At 42.5% G+C, this 18449-nt stretch carries 23 protein-coding genes; 11 read left to right on the top strand and 12 right to left on the bottom strand.

What is annotated here, in order from left to right:
• The first annotated feature begins 85 nt into the window (after nucleotides 1-85).
• Both L634_RS34890 and L634_RS0107665 read left to right on the top strand, forming a co-directional pair.
• On the top strand, nucleotides 86-418 hold the full coding sequence (locus L634_RS34890; RefSeq protein ID WP_026581951.1) for a transposase: 333 nt from the start codon (nucleotides 86-88) through the stop codon (nucleotides 416-418).
• On the top strand, nucleotides 358-1266 hold the full coding sequence (locus L634_RS0107665) for an IS3 family transposase (RefSeq protein WP_442852692.1): 909 nt from the start codon (nucleotides 358-360) through the stop codon (nucleotides 1264-1266). The genes L634_RS34890 and L634_RS0107665 overlap by 61 nt, the downstream gene beginning before the upstream one ends.
• A gap of 14 nt (nucleotides 1267-1280) precedes the next feature.
• On the opposite strand, the gene L634_RS0107660 is transcribed toward L634_RS0107665, so the two are convergent.
• From L634_RS0107660 to L634_RS0107645, 3 genes are all read right to left on the bottom strand, one after another.
• Nucleotides 1281-1805 (bottom strand): YwgA family protein, encoded by a 525-nt coding sequence (locus tag L634_RS0107660; RefSeq protein ID WP_026581949.1) that lies wholly within the window; start codon nucleotides 1803-1805, stop codon nucleotides 1281-1283.
• Nucleotides 1806-1860: 55 nt separating this feature from the next.
• Nucleotides 1861-3162, bottom strand: coding sequence for an HD domain-containing protein (locus L634_RS0107655; RefSeq protein WP_026581948.1), 1302 nt, complete (start codon nucleotides 3160-3162; stop codon nucleotides 1861-1863).
• 452 nt (nucleotides 3163-3614) lie between these two features.
• Nucleotides 3615-3839: a DUF1450 domain-containing protein gene (locus L634_RS0107645; protein ID WP_026581947.1), complete on the bottom strand. Its 225-nt coding sequence runs from the start codon at nucleotides 3837-3839 to the stop codon at nucleotides 3615-3617.
• A gap of 449 nt (nucleotides 3840-4288) precedes the next feature.
• On the opposite strand from L634_RS0107645, the gene L634_RS0107640 reads away from it, so the two are divergent.
• Nucleotides 4289-5047 (top strand): RsfA family transcriptional regulator, encoded by a 759-nt coding sequence (locus tag L634_RS0107640; protein WP_026581946.1) that lies wholly within the window; start codon nucleotides 4289-4291, stop codon nucleotides 5045-5047.
• Nucleotides 5048-5481: 434 nt separating this feature from the next.
• Here the strand turns inward: L634_RS0107640 and L634_RS0107635 are convergent, their stop codons facing one another.
• Nucleotides 5482-6321, bottom strand: coding sequence for a lipoate--protein ligase family protein (locus L634_RS0107635; RefSeq protein ID WP_026581945.1), 840 nt, complete (start codon nucleotides 6319-6321; stop codon nucleotides 5482-5484).
• A gap of 224 nt (nucleotides 6322-6545) precedes the next feature.
• The gene (gene pta / locus L634_RS0107630) at nucleotides 6546-7523 is read right to left on the bottom strand and encodes a phosphate acetyltransferase (protein WP_026581944.1); all 978 of its coding nucleotides are present in this window, start codon (nucleotides 7521-7523) and stop codon (nucleotides 6546-6548) included.
• 373 nt (nucleotides 7524-7896) lie between these two features.
• Between pta and hemQ the strand changes: the two genes are divergently transcribed.
• A complete protein-coding gene (gene hemQ / locus L634_RS0107625) occupies nucleotides 7897-8643 on the top strand; it encodes a hydrogen peroxide-dependent heme synthase (protein WP_026581943.1) in 747 nt (248 codons plus the stop codon).
• Nucleotides 8644-8842: 199 nt separating this feature from the next.
• Entirely contained in the window at nucleotides 8843-9298 is a 456-nt protein-coding gene (gene gerQ, locus L634_RS34210; RefSeq protein WP_026581942.1) for a spore coat protein GerQ, read from the top strand.
• A 530-nt stretch (nucleotides 9299-9828) separates the two neighbouring features.
• Here the strand turns inward: gerQ and L634_RS0107615 are convergent.
• The 3 genes from L634_RS0107615 to L634_RS0107600 form a co-directional block, all read right to left on the bottom strand.
• Complete coding sequence (locus L634_RS0107615; RefSeq protein WP_026581941.1) at nucleotides 9829-10200, bottom strand: DUF423 domain-containing protein; 372 nt, start codon at nucleotides 10198-10200, stop codon at nucleotides 9829-9831.
• Nucleotides 10201-10225: 25 nt separating this feature from the next.
• Nucleotides 10226-10507 (bottom strand): YwdI family protein, encoded by a 282-nt coding sequence (locus L634_RS0107610; RefSeq protein ID WP_232233726.1) that lies wholly within the window; start codon nucleotides 10505-10507, stop codon nucleotides 10226-10228.
• 359 nt (nucleotides 10508-10866) lie between these two features.
• Nucleotides 10867-11547 carry a uracil-DNA glycosylase gene (locus L634_RS0107600; protein ID WP_026581939.1) on the bottom strand — a complete coding sequence of 227 codons (681 nt, stop codon included), beginning with the start codon at nucleotides 11545-11547 and terminating at the stop codon, nucleotides 10867-10869.
• Between the two features lie 212 nt (nucleotides 11548-11759).
• Between L634_RS0107600 and L634_RS0107595 the strand changes: the two genes are divergently transcribed.
• On the top strand, nucleotides 11760-12089 hold the full coding sequence (locus tag L634_RS0107595; protein WP_026581938.1) for a general stress protein: 330 nt from the start codon (nucleotides 11760-11762) through the stop codon (nucleotides 12087-12089).
• 571 nt (nucleotides 12090-12660) lie between these two features.
• Here the strand turns inward: L634_RS0107595 and L634_RS0107590 are convergent.
• The 4 genes from L634_RS0107590 to mobA form a co-directional block, all read right to left on the bottom strand.
• Nucleotides 12661-13680, bottom strand: a complete 1020-nt coding sequence (locus L634_RS0107590) for a thiazole biosynthesis adenylyltransferase ThiF (protein WP_026581937.1) — start codon at nucleotides 13678-13680, stop codon at nucleotides 12661-12663.
• An 83-nt stretch (nucleotides 13681-13763) separates the two neighbouring features.
• A complete protein-coding gene (moaD, locus tag L634_RS0107585; RefSeq protein WP_026581936.1) occupies nucleotides 13764-13994 on the bottom strand; it encodes a molybdopterin converting factor subunit 1 in 231 nt (76 codons plus the stop codon).
• Nucleotides 13987-14451, bottom strand: coding sequence for a molybdenum cofactor biosynthesis protein MoaE (locus tag L634_RS0107580; protein ID WP_026581935.1), 465 nt, complete (start codon nucleotides 14449-14451; stop codon nucleotides 13987-13989). Before L634_RS0107580 ends, moaD begins: the two co-directional genes overlap by 8 nt.
• Nucleotides 14452-14553: 102 nt before the next feature.
• Complete coding sequence (gene mobA, locus L634_RS0107575) at nucleotides 14554-15165, bottom strand: molybdenum cofactor guanylyltransferase (protein WP_026581934.1); 612 nt, start codon at nucleotides 15163-15165, stop codon at nucleotides 14554-14556.
• 605 nt (nucleotides 15166-15770) lie between these two features.
• Here mobA and pdxK point away from each other — a divergent pair.
• The 5 genes from pdxK (at nucleotide 15771) to L634_RS34205 (ending at nucleotide 18405) form a co-directional block, all read left to right on the top strand.
• The gene (gene pdxK, locus L634_RS0107565) at nucleotides 15771-16604 is read left to right on the top strand and encodes a pyridoxine/pyridoxal/pyridoxamine kinase (protein ID WP_026581933.1); all 834 of its coding nucleotides are present in this window, start codon (nucleotides 15771-15773) and stop codon (nucleotides 16602-16604) included.
• Nucleotides 16605-16897: 293 nt separating this feature from the next.
• Nucleotides 16898-17245: a YojF family protein gene (locus L634_RS0107560; RefSeq protein ID WP_026581932.1), complete on the top strand. Its 348-nt coding sequence runs from the start codon at nucleotides 16898-16900 to the stop codon at nucleotides 17243-17245.
• A gap of 92 nt (nucleotides 17246-17337) precedes the next feature.
• Nucleotides 17338-18003, top strand: a complete 666-nt coding sequence (gene bshB2 / locus L634_RS0107555; RefSeq protein ID WP_026581931.1) for a bacillithiol biosynthesis deacetylase BshB2 — start codon at nucleotides 17338-17340, stop codon at nucleotides 18001-18003.
• Between the two features lie 18 nt (nucleotides 18004-18021).
• Nucleotides 18022-18144: a hypothetical protein gene (locus L634_RS34625; RefSeq protein ID WP_269521484.1), complete on the top strand. Its 123-nt coding sequence runs from the start codon at nucleotides 18022-18024 to the stop codon at nucleotides 18142-18144.
• An 18-nt stretch (nucleotides 18145-18162) separates the two neighbouring features.
• Nucleotides 18163-18405 carry a rhodanese-like domain-containing protein gene (locus L634_RS34205; RefSeq protein ID WP_232233725.1) on the top strand — a complete coding sequence of 81 codons (243 nt, stop codon included), beginning with the start codon at nucleotides 18163-18165 and terminating at the stop codon, nucleotides 18403-18405.
• Nucleotides 18406-18449 lie beyond the last annotated feature (44 nt).

Raw genomic sequence — 18449 nt, 5'->3', positions numbered from 1 at the left:
CTGTTATTGTCCCCTTTAAGTAGACATTCAAAAAAACCTTCATGTTACCATGGAGGAAAGAATGCTACTTGGAGGGGATTTTTCTATGGCAAAGAAAGGACAAACTTTTAATAGCTATTCAGAGGAGTTCAAACGTAATGCTGTAATGAAATACGTGAATGGTTCAAAGAGTTATAAAGTATTGGCAGAAGAGTTGGGAATCCGTCATTGCAGCCAGCTTAAAGTGTGGGTTAGGAAATGGAAAAATGGAGTACCTTTTGATGAGCGTAAAGGAGTGTTCAATCCTTTAAAAGGCAGGCCCAGGACTAAATTTAAGTCAGTTGAAGAGGAAAGAGATTATTTAAAAGCACAGGTTGAATATTTAAAAAAGCAGTATCCAAATCTGGTAAAGGAGGAAAAGACATTCCCAGAAGAATAAAATATAAACTGATAGATGAATTAAGAAGTGACTATCCTGTCTCCTGGCTGCTAGAGATTGCCTACATCAAACCTGCAAGTTATTACAAATGGAGGAAAACCAACACTCAACGGGAAGAGAAGGCTGGGAAGGAACAGGATATTCGCGAGCACATTATGGGAATCCACTTCATGCATCCCGAATTTGGCCGGCCGCGTATCACAGATGAACTAAATGAAAATGGTTATTCTATCAATCATAAAAAGGTCTATAAGCTTATGACGGAAATGGATATACAATCAGTCATCCGGAAGAAGAGAAAACGACATGGCCATAGTCCTTCAGTCATCTTCCCCAATCGCCTTAAGAGGAATTTCAAGGCTGCTGGACCTAATCAAAAGATGGTAACGGATATTACCTATGTGTCTGTTGGAGAAGAATTTTATTATTTATCCGTTATTCAGGATCTTTTCAATAATGAAATAGTAAGTTGGGAGCTATCCAAGAGAAACGATCTCGAACTTGTGTTAAATACGGTAGATAAATGGACAAAGAAAAAAGACGTAGCTGGAGCCGTTCTCCATTCGGATCAGGGCTTCCAGTATACGTCAAAGCTATACAACAATCGATTAGAGGCTTATGGCATCAAGGGCAGCCACTCTCGAAAAGGAAACTGCCTGGATAATGCCTGTGTAGAATCATTCTTCTCACACCTCAAAACAGAGAAGTTGTATATAGACAAGTGTATTTCAGAAGAAGAGCTAGAGCAAGCCCTTGAAGATTACATCTATCATTACAATTACAAACGAAGACAAAAGAAACTAAAGAAACGCGCACCGATTGAATATCGAAACGCGCTCGCTGCTTAGCTTTTTTAGGTTGTCTACTTGACAGGGGCAAGACCAAGCCCGGCTTTCTTTCTTAAGTTTTCAATATATTGAAAAGCCTGCTCCACTTCTTCGTCCGTGTAGCGCTGCTTGCTTTTCAATGTGAAGACCTTTTCCTTCACTTCTTCTTTCGGAAGTTCATTAAAATACAGAACCGTCGAAACAAGTTCTAGGAATCTGGCATTTTGTCCGTTCATATCCAACAGGCAGTCCTGCAGGCTTGGCATATCGACTGCATTGACGCCCAAAAATTCTTTTCCGGTTTCCGTGAGTGTGTATCGGTATTGATAATAGCCGCCCTTTTTCTCTTTCACTTCGTTTATAAATCCCATATTGCAAAGTTCTTCGACTCTTAAAGTCAATTCCTCCGAATAAGGACCGTAAAAGTGAAATTGGAATCTTTCCTGAAAAGGAAATGCAATGTTTTTGGCGATATAAATCATCTTCTGCAGCTTTTTCCGTCCCACGATTTCTTCAGAGACTGCAATGGCATGCATTAATTTGGCGTGATCCTTTAACAAAGCTCTTCATCTCCTACTCCGTTTTTTCCCGTAATCAAATAGACTATATGTAGTCTTAGTCGATATCCAGCAGCGTTCTGATTTGTTTTTTAATATTCGGCTTTTGGCTGTCATCTGAAATAAAATCCGCCGGATAGTACAGTTTATGATCTGTTCTGCGTTTACCCGAAATGGCATCCACTATTTCCGATTCACGGGAAAGCTCGCGGATATCGCCATTTTTCAGCAGCAAATGAATCGGCAATCGCTCTTCTTCCTCGCCCGGACGGTAAAAATCATATGGCAAGTCGGATGATGAATCGACAACCAAATAATATTCAGGGTCTATGCCTGCTTTTTTAAATAAATCTGACAGCTCGGCCAGTTTCTTATACTCTTTCGCAGGGTCAAATTCCACATATTTATATAAATTCCGGTCCATAAAGCGGCAGCAAAGATCACTTAAAACCGGATCTTCTTCCTCCTGCCACATTTGGAAATAATAAAGAATAATCGCTTCATCGAGTTTAATATAATCCTCCAGCGTAATTTCACCGCTGAACAATGAATAGAAATGGATGGGGTCGTATTTAAACGTATATTTTTGCTTATGCAGATCCTTGGCACGATGCAGGATTTTGGTCAAAATAACCTCTGCACTGCGGGTGACCGGGTGGAAATACACCTGCCAATACATCTGGTACCGGCTCATTATATAGTCCTCCACCGCATGCATCCCGCTCTGCTTGATGACTACCTGGTCTTCCCGCGGCCTCATGACACGCAATATCCGCTCCATGTCAAAATGGCCGTAGCTGACACCGGTAAAATAAGCATCCCTTTGCAGATAATCCATTCGGTCTGCATCAATCTGGCTCGAAATCAGGCTTACAACAAGCTTATTTTTAGACGTTTTTGCGATTACCTCTGCTACCTTTTCTGGAAAATCAGCACTTACCTTTGTAAGCACCTTATTTACCTCTGTACTCCCTAGAATGATCGCTCTTGTAAAATGTTCATGGTCAAGGCTGAATACTTTTTCGAAGGAATGTGAAAATGGGCCGTGCCCCAAATCGTGGAGAAGTGCTGCGCATAATGAGAGGAGGCGTTCTTCTTCATTCCATTCCGGTCTGCCGATAAACACATCATCTGCAATCCGCCGGACAATCTCGTAAACTCCGAGCGAATGGTTAAAACGGCTATGTTCAGCACCATGGAAGGTTAAGTAGGTTGTTCCCAGCTGCTTAATTCTTCTAAGGCGCTGAAATTCTTTTGTTCCTATTAAATCCCAGATCACTCTGTCCCTGACGTGTATATAACGGTGGACAGGATCCTTAAATACCTTTTCCTCGCTTAACTTTTCCGCCGAATATGCCATCTTTTACCTCCGCTTTTCTGTGTACCCCTATTATATCCCGATTGCTTTATCAATTCACCACAAAATTCCCAGTTTTGCATGGCCATTCGACAGGAACCGCAATACAGCAATCATCAGCTCCAAAAAATATTGTCCGATTTTTCCAAAAACGTTTATAAGCTTTTTAGCTTGCCCATTATGTCTATTTACCAAATTGAAACTAAAACTAAACTACCCTCTTTGGGCAAAATAAAAATCACCTCAGGACAGAAGTCAAAAGGCGATTTATTGCATTTTAACGGGCAGTAATACATCACTCTTCAATATCAAATCAAGTTTAGGAGGATGACCTGCCAGTAATAACTCAGACTAATAGGGCCACATATTATGGGCAGCGTCTGGGTGTTCCGCCTCATACGGTCCTCAAGTAACAATCAATGGAATAAAAAAACCTCCACTGGGGAAGTTTCGCATTATTTTTTCAGCTTTTTATTAATTTTCTCCATCAATTCCTCTTCCGTTAATGCGGCAAGGGGACGGTTATTGACGAATGCAAATGTCTTTTTGCGGCCTGGTCCGCAATAGGACTGGCAGCCAATGTCAATTTTAGCGTCTGGATCTATTTCTTTTAAACGCGGTATCAATGTTTTTAGGTTTACTGCCTGACAATCGTCGCAAACACGAAATTCGTTTGCCATTTTATTTACAACCCTTTCTGCGGTCTAACTTTTATTTTAAATAATGGCTATGTTAAATATGATTGCTGATTCCTGCTTGCTCCCAGCACTCCTCGGCGTTTCGCTCGCTAAATCCATAAAACACAGCCTATATAATAGTTAAATTCCCTTGTTAAAGCATGTCCGAAGCATGGCAGCCCTATTCAGGATTGGATTCTAATTCCAAATGCCCTGCCTAACTGCTACAGGCTATTTTAAAACTTATCCAGCGGCTTTGCAAGCTGTAATCATTAACTTGGGTGGTGTATCTTACTAATCTTCATAAAACCGCCATACGTATCTAGCGAAAAATAAATTTTAAAAAAAATCTACTATCCTTTTAATCACATTTGTATAAAATCTGCCAAGTTTGTCCATCCTTTAACTAAGGCAACAACAAAATGCAAATGAAAATAGGGAGTTGAGGATTTATGAAAGTACGTCAAGATGCATGGACAGATGAAAATGATTTATTGCTAGCTGAAACCGTATTAAGACATGTCAGGGAAGGAAGCACTCAATTAAATGCTTTTGAAGAAGTGGGGGATAAGCTGAACCGCACCTCTGCAGCATGCGGATTCCGCTGGAACGCAGTCGTAAGGCACCGATATGAAAAAGCTCTGCAGCTTGCTAAAAAACAGCGCAAGCAAAGACAAAGAATGCTAGGTAAAGACCAGGGCGGCAAGAAGAAGCTTCTATATTCACCGCCAGTTCCAACCGTGCAGGAAGTTGAAGCAGTGTCTGTTTCGGCTGATCCAGCCGCACCGCCATCACCTGCAGACTTCTATGAAGAGCGTATGGAGAAAGATACCAGCGACCAAAAAGAAGCGGTTTCATCTTATACCTCCAATTATTCGGAAACGGCTTATGCAGCTCCGGCACAACTGGATCTGGATAGCGTAATTTCTTACTTGCAAACATTAAATCACTCAGGCATTCAGCTTGATATACTAAAAAATGAGAATGAAAGATTGAAACGTGAAAATGCAGATCTCAGAAGCCGAAACGAAGAGCTTGAAAGCAAGATCAGCGAGCTTGAGGAAAATACGGTAACGATTCAGGAAGATTACGAGACACTAATGAAAATCATGAACAGGGCCCGCAATTTTGTACTGTTCGATGAGGAAGACAGACCGGCCTCCAAGTTTAAAATGGACCGCAATGGAAATTTGGAGAGAGTGGCTGAGTAATAAAGAAAAGCGGAGGCGCCCTTGCCCATCGACGGAGCGTGGTGGACTGAGGCCCACAGGACAAGGAAAGCTTCGACAGCTTTAACATCGCACGACCGAAAGCGTTAGCTTTTGGGAGGATGTGGGTCACTCAGACGTTGCCAAAGGACGTGGCGTTTTTAGTCTGAGTTCCTTTTTGTGAGCTAAAGGAAACACGAAGAGCGACAGCGATTCGATGTTGACTTATAACGCTCGGAACGCGCACGTCCTGTGTGCGTCGTCGTAGACGAGGTGAAGGAAGCACGTCGAGTCGATAGGGTGCCGGAGCTAGACAGTTATCGAAGTTCAAAGCTATATTTTGTGTAATAGAAAAAGCAATTCCAGCGGGATCAGGAGAAAATGGCAGCAATACCCTATCAGAAAAGCCGTACCCACATGGTTACGGCTTTTCTTTATTACCTGCCCAGCACCTTTTCATTCCGTTCTGTGACCCGATGAAAATAGGCTTCAAATAAACTTGCTTCTTCTATGGTCAGCTGTCCTGCATAAAGTCGGCCAGCCTTCTTGTTTAAAGCCTTCAAAAAGCGGAGCATAACATCCTGGACAGTTAAGTCTGCATTAAATAGCTCTGATAGAGATGCCATTACCTCCGGCTGAATTTCAGGATACTGAAATTTCGTTTGTTCCCCTTTTCTCGAAAGGGAGTAGAATTTTCCTATCAAGTCCGCCCGCTCACTTCCGCTTCCATTTACACAAAGATAGATTTGCACGGCCACCCCATTACGGAGGCGCCTTTGTGATATGCCTGCAAACTTTTGCCCGCCTATACTTAGATCATAGCTTCCGGGACAGTAGGAGCCGACAATTTCCCTGGCTTCTATTTTTTTATCAAATTCGGAAAACATCTCTTTTATGAGCATCCACATGGCGTCATATCCGCGATTTATATCGATGCCTTTTTCGTTTTCCGGAAAAATCAGTGAAATATTCAGGACCCCTTCATCCAGCACAACAGCCAGTCCGCCTGAATTTCGGACGATTACTTCATACCCTTGGTTTTTTAGAAAATCCAGGCCTTCTTCCAGGTAAGGAAGCCTGGTATCCTGGATTCCGAGCACGATGGTATTATGATGGACCCATGTTCTCGCTGTAGCTGGTGCTGTGCCTGTCCCGACAGAAGCACAAAGTGTATCATCCATTCCAAATGAATGCAGGGCATTTAAATGGATGCCCCCAACAGATTGGTCAATGACTCTCCATTCATCCTGCTGCAGCAAATCTTGCGCCAAATTCATCTTTTTGATCCCCTTTTGCCGATACTCCCGGTTAAACCTTTGTTCATCGGCTAAAATTATCTATTTCAGGGCCGGCTTTTAATCGTTGCCGGCAAAATTTATCTATTTAACGGCCATTTTAGCCAGTTTATCGGCCAAACTGGCCAGTTTATCAGCCAATAGCCCACAACAGAATTATTATAGCAAAAAAGCCAGTCACAAGGGACCGGCTTCTAAGATAACAATTATTGATTTAAAGCCTGAGCTGCAGTGATCAATGCAAGCTTATATACGTCTTCTTCGTTGCATCCGCGGGAAAGGTCATTAACCGGACGATTTAAGCCTTGCAGGATTGGCCCTACAGCTTCAAAATTTCCAAGGCGCTGGGCAATTTTGTAGCCAATATTTCCAGCTTCCAGACTAGGGAAGATAAATACATTTGCATCCCCCTGGATTGGTGAATCTGGAGCTTTTTTCTGCGCTACTGATGGAACAAATGCCGCGTCAAACTGGAATTCTCCATCAATGATCAATAATGGATCGCGGACTTTTGCTGCCTCAAGCGCTGCTGAAACCTTTTCAGTTTCCGGAGACTTGGCAGAACCTTTTGTTGAAAAGCTCAGCATCGCAACGCGCGGTTCGATATCAAACATTCTGGCTGTCTTTGCGCTTTCAATCGCAATTTCCGCCAAGTCCTGGCTGTCAGGCGAGATGTTAATCGCGCAATCGGCAAAAACATATTTCTCATCCTCGCGAACCATGATAAATACACCGGATGTTTTGCGGACGCCTTCTTTTGTCTTAATAATCTGAAGTGCCGGGCGCACTGTGTCTGCTGTAGAATGTGCCGCTCCGCTCACAAGCCCGTCAGCCTTGTTGGCATATACAAGCATGGTGCCAAAATAATTCTCATCTAGAAGAATTTTGCGTGCATCTTCTTCTGTCGCTTTGCCTTTACGTCTTTCTACAAAGGCTGCAACAAGCTCATCCATCATGAGAAAGTTGTTAGGATCGTAGATTTCAGCTGATTCAAGGGAAATATCCATATCCTTTGCTTTCGCTTCGATTTCTGCAATATTTCCAACAAGGATTGGAGTAATGATTTTCTCAGCAGCCAACCTTCCCGCTGCCGCTAAAATGCGCTCATCCTGCCCTTCAGGAAAAACAATTCTTAAGTTTTGCCCTGATACTTTTTCTTTTAAAACCGAGAATAAATCACTCATGCAAATTCCTCCTAAGGCATCTGAATTCCGTTCATTTAATAGAACTTACCCTATATACTCCCTTAGAATACTCTTCACACCCAGAATTTCAAGGAGTTCGGTCACTGTTAGCGCTTTCAGATGAAATGTTTTTGTTTTCGATAAATTTCCAATAATAAATATCCTTTGCAGCTGCGGCTTATATAATGTTCATTTCTTGTTTTAAGATAACCATAATGGTCTTTTTGTAAACGGCATTTTGAGTTGACTGGCATCTATACGGGTGACTATCATTCGATTAATTCCAACATTTCAAGTTTTGTACACATGTTAATTGGAGAAACTATGTTATAGTAGTGATGAGAATTTTTAGTACATATTAGGAGTGATCGTAATGAGTGAAGCAGCAGTAACGCTCGACGGCTGGTATTGTTTACATGACTTCCGTACAGTTGATTGGACTACCTGGAAAATGCTTTCAAGCGATGAGCGCCAGGCAGCCATCCATGAATTTATGGCCCTAGTGGACAAGTGGAACACTGCACAAAGCGAGAAGAACGGCAGCCATGCCCTTTATACAATTGTCGGCCAAAAAGCTGATTTTATGATGATGATCTTAAGGCCTACAATGGAAGAGCTAAATGAAATTGAAAACGAATTCAACAAAACAAAATTAGCTGAATATACAATCCCTGCTCATTCTTATGTTTCAGTTGTTGAATTGAGCAATTACCTGCCTGCAGGTGAGGATCCTTATCAAAATCCGCAAATTCTGGCACGCCTATATCCTGAACTACCTAAAGCGAAGCATGTGTGCTTCTATCCAATGGATAAGCGCCGCCAGGGCAATGATAACTGGTATATGCTTCCTATGGAAGAACGCCGCAATATGATGCGCAGCCACGGCATGATCGGCCGCCAATATGCAGGCAAGGTAAAACAAATCATCACTGGTTCTGTCGGCTTTGATGATTACGAATGGGGCGTAACCCTATTCTCTGATGATGTCCTTCAATTCAAAAAGCTTGTTTATGAAATGCGCTTTGATGAAGTAAGTGCCCGCTATGGCGAATTCGGTTCTTTCTTTGTCGGCAACATTCTTGAAGAAGACAAGGTAGGAAAATTCCTGCACGTAAACTAATATATATGTCCTTTAAACTCCCAGGTCACCTGGGAGTTTTTCTTTTTCCAAGTCATAAAAAAACATGCCCCTACATACTAATGAAATAGTGAGTTTCTATTATATAACTTCATATGCAATTTTCGAGGAGGCTTGCGTCTCCCGATCTGCTGAATCAGCATTTAGCCTTATCACAGCCTTATCTTTAGGAGGGAAAAAATTGAGTCAATTTAATTATGGTCAATACCCTAATTATGGTTACCAGCAGCCTTATGTTGATGCTCGTCAAAATGCACAATACTATCAGGCACAGCCGCAATATCAGAAAACGCCAACCGCCGGTACAGTTGCAGGCGTGAGCGCAGGTGCACCGCCCTCGATTCCTGGCATGCTTCCGCTTGAACAGTCCTACATTGAAAATATTCTGCGTTTGAACAAAGGAAAACTTGCAACTGTCTACGCAACCTTTGAAAACAACACGGAATGGAATGCAAAAGTTTTTAAAGGCCTGATAGAAGCGGCCGGACGCGACCATTTAATCCTTAGTGACCCGCAGACAGGCCAGCGTATTCTGCTCCCGATGATCTATCTCGATTATGTAACATTTGATGAAGAGATTGAATATGAATATCCTTACAACGGCGGGCCCGCTATGGCCCAGTACTCTCCGCGTTAGTAAGAAAAGCGGAGGCGCCCTTCGGAACAAGCCAAAAGCCGCTTGTTCCTGCGAAGCTTATTCGAAAGCAGCTTTCCTTGAGTAGCACATCGACGGAGCGTGGTGGACTGAGGCCCACACGACGGGGGTCACTCAGACGTTGCCACAGGACGTGGCGCTTTTAGTCTGAGTTCCTTATTGTGAGATAAAGGAAACACGAAGAGCGAAGCAGCTACATGGAAATTCATCATGAATAACAGCTCTGAGTTTACATCATGCGCTTTGCGACGAGCTGTACGACGCTCCTTGAATTAGCTGTGGCGAAGGAGCACTTAGAGCGATTCGATGTTGACTTATAACGCTCGGAAACACGCACGTCCTGTTGTGCGCCTCGCCTTACTAGCACATCCTGTGCGTCGTCGTAGACGAGGTGAGGGAAGCACGTCGAGTCGATAGGGTGCCGGAGCTAGACAGTTATCGAAGTTCAAGTTATATACTTTCTTTATGAAAAGGAAGGAGCTTTGACCCAAATGTCAAAGCTCCTTTTTTTACTATAGATATTTAACCGCAGCCATAATCAGCAATACCCAGGCTGCTAAGAACGACACTCCACCAAGGGGTGTAATGGCTCCAAGCACACTGATTTTTGTCAGCGTCAAAACATATAAGCTTCCTGAGAAAAGAATAATGCCAATAAGCATCAGCCATCCTGACCACGATAGCAAAGCAGTGCCCGGCAGCTTACCAAGGAGTACACCAATGATCAGGATCCCGGTTGCATGGAACATTTGATAGGTAACGCCTGTTTTCCAGATCTCCAAATACTTAGGTTCAACCCTTCCTTCAAGACCATGCGCTCCAAATGCCCCTAAAGCGACTGATAAAAAAGCATTGATTGCCCCAATAATAATAAATAGCTTCATATTCTCCTACACCTCTTATCCCATTTTAAAAATCAAATAATGAATCACCATTAGCTTCATCATCCATTTGCATTTTCTTTGGCTGCAAATTCGCAGGCTGTGCAGGCTGCGAGCTGTATGTATGGCTTATAGAAGGCGCAACGGAAGTGCTCCCTGTGTCTGATTCTTCCAAAATCAGTTCACATAGCGATTTAATGGCTTGAACCCTTTCCCTGATGCGAGCTTCTGACGAACTGGCTTTTGCTTCATATAATTCTTTTTCCATCTTTCCCAAAAGTTTTTGAACAGAGATATTCAAACACTTCACCTCTTTCTATGAAAAACGACACTTTCATTTTTAACGCTAAAATCACTTTAAAGTGTATCAGGTTTTCTTTTCAAAACGCAAACAAGGATGGCCAGATGCCCGAAAAACTTCCATGGAGGGCATCTGTCTTGTCTTACATATAACACTCTGCATCCCTTAGGGTGGTTTGCTCCCAAGCAACATCGAAATAGATGTCTTTGAAACCATCAATCTTCTGTACATTCATCTTCTCTTCATTCCCTGCCCTCTGCCCTGTTCCCTTATCCATCATGTCATCAAAAGGCATCAAACATATTTCGAGCCCTTTCTCCTATCCATTGCATTTCATGTATGTTTCACGTGAAACATGACGAATAAGATTAGCAGTCTGAAATCTCCCAATCGATTGGTTCCTCGTCCAGCTGCCCTAGAATATCATTCACCTTTGAAAATGGCTTACTGCCAAAGAATCCTTTGCGGGCGGAGAACGGGCTCGGGTGTGGGGCAGTCAGGATGTAATGTTTAGCAGGGTCGATCAGCTTTCCCTTTTCCTGTGCTGGCTTCCCCCATAAGATAAAAACAATGGGCTTTTCTCTGTCATTCAGTTTTTGGATAACTGTATCGGTAAACATCTCCCATCCTTTGCCCTTATGGGAATGCGCCTGCCCTTTACGAACGGTCAAAACTGTATTTAAGAGAAGCACCCCTTCTTTAGCCCATTTTACTAGATACCCATTGTTGGGGATATCGCACCCTAAATCTGCCTGCATTTCTTTAAAAATGTTAACCAAAGACGGGGGGATCCTGACATCCGGTTTTACTGAAAAACTTAATCCATGTGCCTGGCCTGGCCCATGATATGGATCCTGCCCCAAAATAACAGCCTTTACATCTTTGTAAGCTGTATAATGAAGAGCATTAAAAATATCTTCCTTCTTTGGATAAACAGTGTGCTCCTCGTACTCCTTCTTTAAAAAATCACGAAGCTGCAGATAATAAGGCTTTTGGAACTCTTCACCAAGAATGTCTTGCCAATCATTTTTAAAAGTTGTTTTTTCCATAAGTATCTCCTCCCTTTTTCGCTGAAGGCTTGGTGTTGCTTTTTCTATACCCGATCGCAGCACATTTAAGTAGATTACCATCCCTGCCGCTTAATCTACCATTCGTTTTCTCATGTTTAAAAGATGGCAAAGCGGATAAATATAAAATATAACGGGCAGCACATAGTGCCCTATCAAAAATAGAATCGAATCTTTTGAGGAGGATGATATACATGTATAAAATTGAAGTCGCAGAAAACGGTGTACAAGCAACAGACACAATCGGCATGCTTCAAAGCCAAGGCTTTAATAAAGAAAATATTTATATTTTTGCACATGACAAGGATCGCTCTGAGCACCTTACTGATGCCACGGAAACAGGGGATGTCGGCATGAAGGAGCAAGGTTTCTTCGACTCTGTCGGCAACGTATTCAAAAAGCGCGGAGATGAGCTGCGTTCCAAGTTTGAATCTGTTGGTTTAACCAAAACAGAAGCAGAACAATATGAAAAAGTATTGGATGAAGGCAAACTCGTGATTATCGGTACTGACGAGGTAAAATAATAGACAAACAAGGGGTGTCCCGAAATCACCCTAAAAAAAGCGATGAAAAACGTTGATTTTTCATCGCTTTTTTCAATTAGAGGCGTTGTTTTAACCATTTGTATAATGGCAAACGTGATACTATAAATGATTAGTAAAAAACCCAATAAGATTTGCCATTGGCTGATCATCCAAAATACATAATAAAAAACATGAATGTAATCATCATTTACCTTTTCATTCTTTAATATGAACCTCATTTTACAAAATGGCTCTTTTCTCATAGATTGCTGTTTTTACTTATAAATTCTGCCCGTTGATTTCCACTGCAGGCACTCAAGCTTTCCCGTGGGGAGGAATGAGACCCTCCTCGGCTTCGCCTGCGGAGTCTCCCGCTTCCCTCTCTTCTGAGCAGGAGTCAAGCACCCTCCGCTACAATCAACTCAGTTGGTCTAACTTAATTAGCAGCTGAAAAGCATTAAACTTTACGAAAACAGCCTAAAAAAAAGATTAAATACCAGGAAAAAAAGAAATAATGATATTGAACTAGTTTCTGCTATCATTCTTTCTAAAAGGGGCAAAAAAGTATCTGCTACCCCATTAACCGATGATATATCGTTTTTGCCTGTACTAAATCTTTCGTTCCATGAATAAGAGCACGCCCGTCTTTAAAGATGACTAAACGCTGCTCTCCCATATTGACTGACAGCAAATATGGATTCCCTTTCACCTGATAGCCAAGCGACTTCAGCTGCTGCGCCAGTTCACTGAACTCGATTTCCGCCTCTTTAGGCGGACGTATTTGAACAGTATCCCTTCCGCAGAGAACGGTGGACTTCATCATGTTTTCTGCCTGGAGGTATGGATACGTCCTTTCCTCCCCGCATGATAAGCAGCCCTCATCCTTTGCTTTCGACACCTTCATGCTTGTATACTGGTTCCGCCACAAATCAAAGCTCACCATGGCAGTCCGGACTGCATCCCAATCCTCTGCCAATATCTTCAGTGCCTCTGCCATTTGATGGGCGATGACCATTTGGACAGCCGGTGCAATAATCCCGCCTGTATCGCAGGTCATACCCTGAATCGGTATTTTTTTCAAAAGGCAATTAAGGCAAGGCGTCCTTCCTGGTATTATGGTCAGGCTCATCCCAAAGCTGCCGACACAGGCTCCATATATCCACGGAATCTTATTTTTTTGCGAGATATCATTAATGGCCATCCTTGTTTCAAAATTATCAGTGGAATCAAGAATGAGATCTACTCCCTTAACCAGTTCTTCCAATTTTTCCGGGGTGGCATCCCCAATCACCGATCGTATCGCCACATCGGAGTTTATCAGCCTTAACCGTTTTTCTGCAGCGGCAGCTTTTGGAAGCTTTTCAGCTACATCACTTTCTGTATAAAGCTGCTGGCGCTGCAGATTGCTTTCTTCTACATAATCCCGGTCAATGATCGTCAGTTTACCGATACCCGCACGGGTCATCATTTCAGCATTGCCTGACCCAAGAGCTCCTGCACCAATAATCAGCACATGTTTGGAGCGGATTTTTTCCTGCCCTTCTTTTCCGATCGGCGGAAACAAAGTCTGCCGTGAATACCTTTCAGACATAAGTGAACCTCCTAAGAAAAGCATCAGGCTCCAACTGACCTCGAGTCCTGGCGCCTGATGCTAAACAAATTCATACAGGTACATCAGCCCCCGCTTACAGGAGGTATAAAAGCGACTGTATCTCCGTCCTTAATCACTTCATCATCTGATGCAAATTCTTCGTTTACGGCTGCCATGACCGTGTCCAATTTCAAACCGTATTCCTCCGATAGCACTTGTTTCAGCTCGGCTATTGTTTTGCTGCTTGCATCCTTTGTTATTGATTCTTCGCCAACACTATCTTTTAAATGGGCAAAAAACATAATTTTATTCATTTAAATCCTTCGCCTCCGGTTTCCCTTTTGGATAAGCTACTGTCTCAAGCTGGTTGCCGATCCATTCTTCTCCGTCTTCCCAATGTTCCTTTTTCCAAATCGGCACAATCTCTTTGATTCTTTCAATGGCGTATCGATTTGCTTCATACGCATCTGCACGATGGGGTGTGGATACGGCTATAACAACTGCAACATCTGTAATATCCAGCTTGCCTGTACGGTGTGTAATGGCCACTTCTGCACTATCCCAGCGCTCTTTTATTTCTTTGCCTATTTGTTCAAGCTTTTTAACAGCCATCGATTCATACGCCTCATAAATTAAATAAAGCGTTTTTTTGCCATGTGTGAGCTCGCGGACAGTGCCAATAAAGGTTGTTATGGCCCCTGCTTCCCGCTGCACTACTTTATTTATAACACTTTGGATATCGATTGGATCCTTTGAAATCTCAAAATTCATTAAATCACCTCATTTTGTATAAACAAGCCCTCTTACAGTCTTATTAACCTCAATAGTTTCATTTTGACATATCCACTATCGGAAGTGAAATAGCATTCCGATTTACTTGGAACCCTTCTTCATTTCTCCTGCCATTTTTAATGCCTGCCGGTACTCATCCGGACAATTCATATTAAAGAAATAGGCTTCTTCATTTAAGAAGCCCCTCTTTCTAAGCTCTTCGCTCTTCAAAAATGAAGTGTCTATATCATTCAAAAAATCTCGGATTCTCAACTTATCTTCTTTTAAAGCACGTTCAGCCGCTTCATTGGCATCCTTTCGATAAGCTGCAAAAAGCGGATGAAGGCGGCCTGCAATTTCTGGGACTGCTGCCTGATGGCTATCTAGTTCTTCTAGAAGTATTTTTCCTAATTCTGCAGATATGAACGGCATATCACAGGCAACAATCAAATTCCTTTGCGTTTTTGAAGCGGATAACCCTGATTGGATTCCAGCAAGCGGGCCTTTTTCTTTCCATTGGTCACTGACTATGGGGAGGCCAAGAAACTGGTATTCTTCCTTGCTGTTGGCGATGACGATCGTTTCAGATGTGATAGCAGCCAATCGGTCTGCTATGCGTTCAATTACCGTTTTACCGTCTATATTTAAAAGGGCTTTGTTCTCGCCCATTCGGCTCGATTGTCCTCCTGCTAAGATAATGCCCGTTACACTCATGTTCCTCACCTGACTTTAGTGATATAAAAGCCTTACGCTTCTTATTGTAATATTTTATCATCTATTCGAATGTGTTTCTTTGATAAAGGCCCGCTGGCTTCCATAAGTATGGCAAAATTGTGTCTTTAAATCATCATTGTCTAACAATAAGGAATTGGGTATAAATTTACCGTTTCCTGAAAAAACTTTATATGTGCCTTTGCAGATTGTCCACAGGAAACCGGCTCTGGATTTTTGAGCCGGTTTTTCTGTTTTAATAGTTAAAATAACACTTCTTTGGAAGTTTTCTTTCTTTGCAGACTGTAAATAAAACATTTTCTGGAGGCAGGTCATTTATTTATAAACAATGCAGAATACACAGCAATTACGGCATTGCCAACCTGCCTTTCGAAATGGCAGACAGAGTAGATGCGGAAACAAATTATCAGCCATGGTGAAGTTCCTGGCGGAATAGACAAAAAGTGCAGAATTTACATGCTGGGAAACAGCAGCGGACAACCTTATAAGAGGAACAGGTATGCAGTCCATTTTAGTTTTTCCCTTTTGCAATTATTGTTATAATTAGAAAAACATATCCAGCAGAACTTCAAGGAGGAATTTTGTACATGACTATGAAAAAAGTGTTAACAATCGCAGGTTCAGATACAAGCGGCGGCGCCGGAATCCAGGCCGATCTTAAAACCTTCCAGGAGCTTGGCGTTTATGGCATGACAGCTTTGACAACAATTGTTACGATGGATCCTAAAAACAACTGGAGCCACAATGTATTCCCAATTGCCAATGAAACATTGGAAACACAGCTTGAAACGATTCTATCAGTCGGCATTGATGCCATGAAAACGGGCATGCTAGGTTCAGAGGAAGTTATAAAAATCGCAGCAAAAACAATTAAAGAAAATAACCTTGATCGAGTAGTCATTGACCCGGTAATGGTTTGCAAAGGTGAAGACGAGCCTATCCATCCTGAGTTAAATGAAGCGTTACGAGATTTGCTTGTGCCGCTTGCAACTGTTGTAACCCCTAATCTATTTGAAGCTTGGCAGCTGGCTAAAACAGGTCCAATCCGGACTGTCGAAGACATGAAGGAAGCGGCTGTTAAAATCCATGAACTTGGCGCCAAATATGTATTAATTAAAGGCGGCAGCAAGCTCCAGCATGAAAAAGCTGTTGACCTTCTTTATGATGGACAAGAGTTCACTCTTTACGAAAGCGAACGGGTTGAAACTACGTATACACATGGCGCAGGCTGTACATACTCATCAGCCATCACAGCAGAGCTTGCCAAAGGCAAACCTGTAAAAGAAGCTGTCCAAACAGCCAAGGATTTCATCACTGCAGCCATTAACCATGGATTCCAGCTAAACCAATATGTCGGCCCTACAATGCCTGGTGCATACCGCAAATACGGTAAAGGCCGCCTGGAATCAGAACAAAAATAGAAATTTAAAACAGAGTCCATTGGGCTCTGTTTTTTCTGTGGAAAAATGGCTGTAAATTCAGCGAATAATATGTTTTTCGGATAAGATGTGAATTTCGCGGATATATTTGTTTTTTCGCGGATAAATCAAATCTTAGTAGTTTTTTAATATCCCACCCTGTTGCTCTTTAAGCTCACTTTTTCGCTTTTCCTGCTATTTTTTAGTAAGATAAAAATACAATCTGCTTTTTTCAGGCGAATAGATATTAACAAATAAACCTATACATGAAGATAAATGGAAAGGGGGATTTTGGAGTGGAACCAGCAGTAAAAGAAACTGTGCAAAAAGAGATTGATCGCTTGGCAAATAAAGAGGTCTATATCCATTTAGAAACAACCAATGGGGCATATGCTTCCCATTTCGATGAAAGCTTCTTTTCTTCCGGCGCGTATATCCGCAATGCCAAACTGATTTACGAACATGGAAAAATCACAGGAAATGGCCCATATCGTGTCGGACTGAAAATGAATTTCGGCTGGGTTTATGCTGAAGGAATCACGCATTTTGAAGTGGATGAAAAAGATAGGCTCCTTTTAGCTGGACATGATTTCAGCGGAAAACTTGCAGTTGCGCTGCAAATTGGCGAAACGCCATTTGAGTAGAAAAACGGGAGCGCCTTACCATGGGACAGCCTTGATCTCTAGGTGCGATTGCATGATAAAAAGAGTGTAAAAATGGAAAGGAGCAAAGCTGTATGGAAAAGGAAAGACATGTACTCGTCATTTTCCCCCATCCCGATGATGAAGCATTTGGGGTTTCAGGAACGATTTCCTTACATATTGATAACGGTACACCTGTTACCTATGCTTGCCTGACACTAGGCGAAATGGGGCGCAATATGGGAAATCCCCCTTTTGCAAACAGGGAAACATTGCCGAAAATCCGCAAGAAAGAACTGGAGGCTGCAGCGAATGTGCTGGGCATCCAGGATTTAAGAATGCTTGGCTACCGTGATAAAACGGTTGAATTTGAAGAGGAAGAATTGCTGGCGAACAGGCTGGGAACTATTATAGGCGAAGTCAGCCCTTCCCTGATCATCACATTTTATCCGGGGTATGCCGTCCATCCCGACCATGATGCAACCGGAGCAGCCGTTATCAGAGCCGTAAAAGAGCTGCCTGCAGATAAGCGCCCTAAGGTACATTGTGTGGCATTCTCCAACAACTGCGAAGAAGAACTAGGCCAGGCTGACGTAGTCAATGATGTCAGTGCAGTAGCTGACCGTAAAATTGCTGCCATTAAAGCACATACTTCCCAGACCCAGCTAATGGCTGCCAATATGGAAGAAAGCCTTAAAAATCAAGATCCTGAAGTAATGGCAAGAGTCTATAAAGAGCGTTTTTGGACCTATAAATTCTAACCCTTAAGGGGCTATAGCATGAAAAAGCCACTATTTATATTGATGGTTCTTGGATTGATTGCTGGACTTGCAGCTGGATGCAGCTCTGATCCCGGTCCTTCCTTCGAAAATGTAAATGCTGATAGAGCCAAAGAGCTATAGGAAACCGAGCAGGCTCAAGTGATTGATGTGCGTTTTGAAGAGGAATACGCTGAAGGGCATATTCCTGGAGCTGCTTTGATCCCGCTCCCTGTTCTGGAAGAAAAAATCGATCAACTGGATAAGGAAAAGCTATATCTCGTCGTATGCCGAAGCGGAACCCGATCTGCCCAAGCGAGCCAACTATTGGCTGATAATGGCTTTAAGAAAATATACAATATGGAAAATGGCATGAATGAATGGTCTTTTGAGACAGAGAAATAATTCAACCCTATTCATGTGTTTATAAGGAAGCCGTCCCCTTTTAG

The organism is Bacillus sp. J33, assembly GCF_000518885.1.
Lineage (GTDB): Bacteria > Bacillota > Bacilli > Bacillales > Cytobacillaceae > Cytobacillus.
This window is presented reverse-complemented; position numbering and strand designations above follow the sequence as displayed.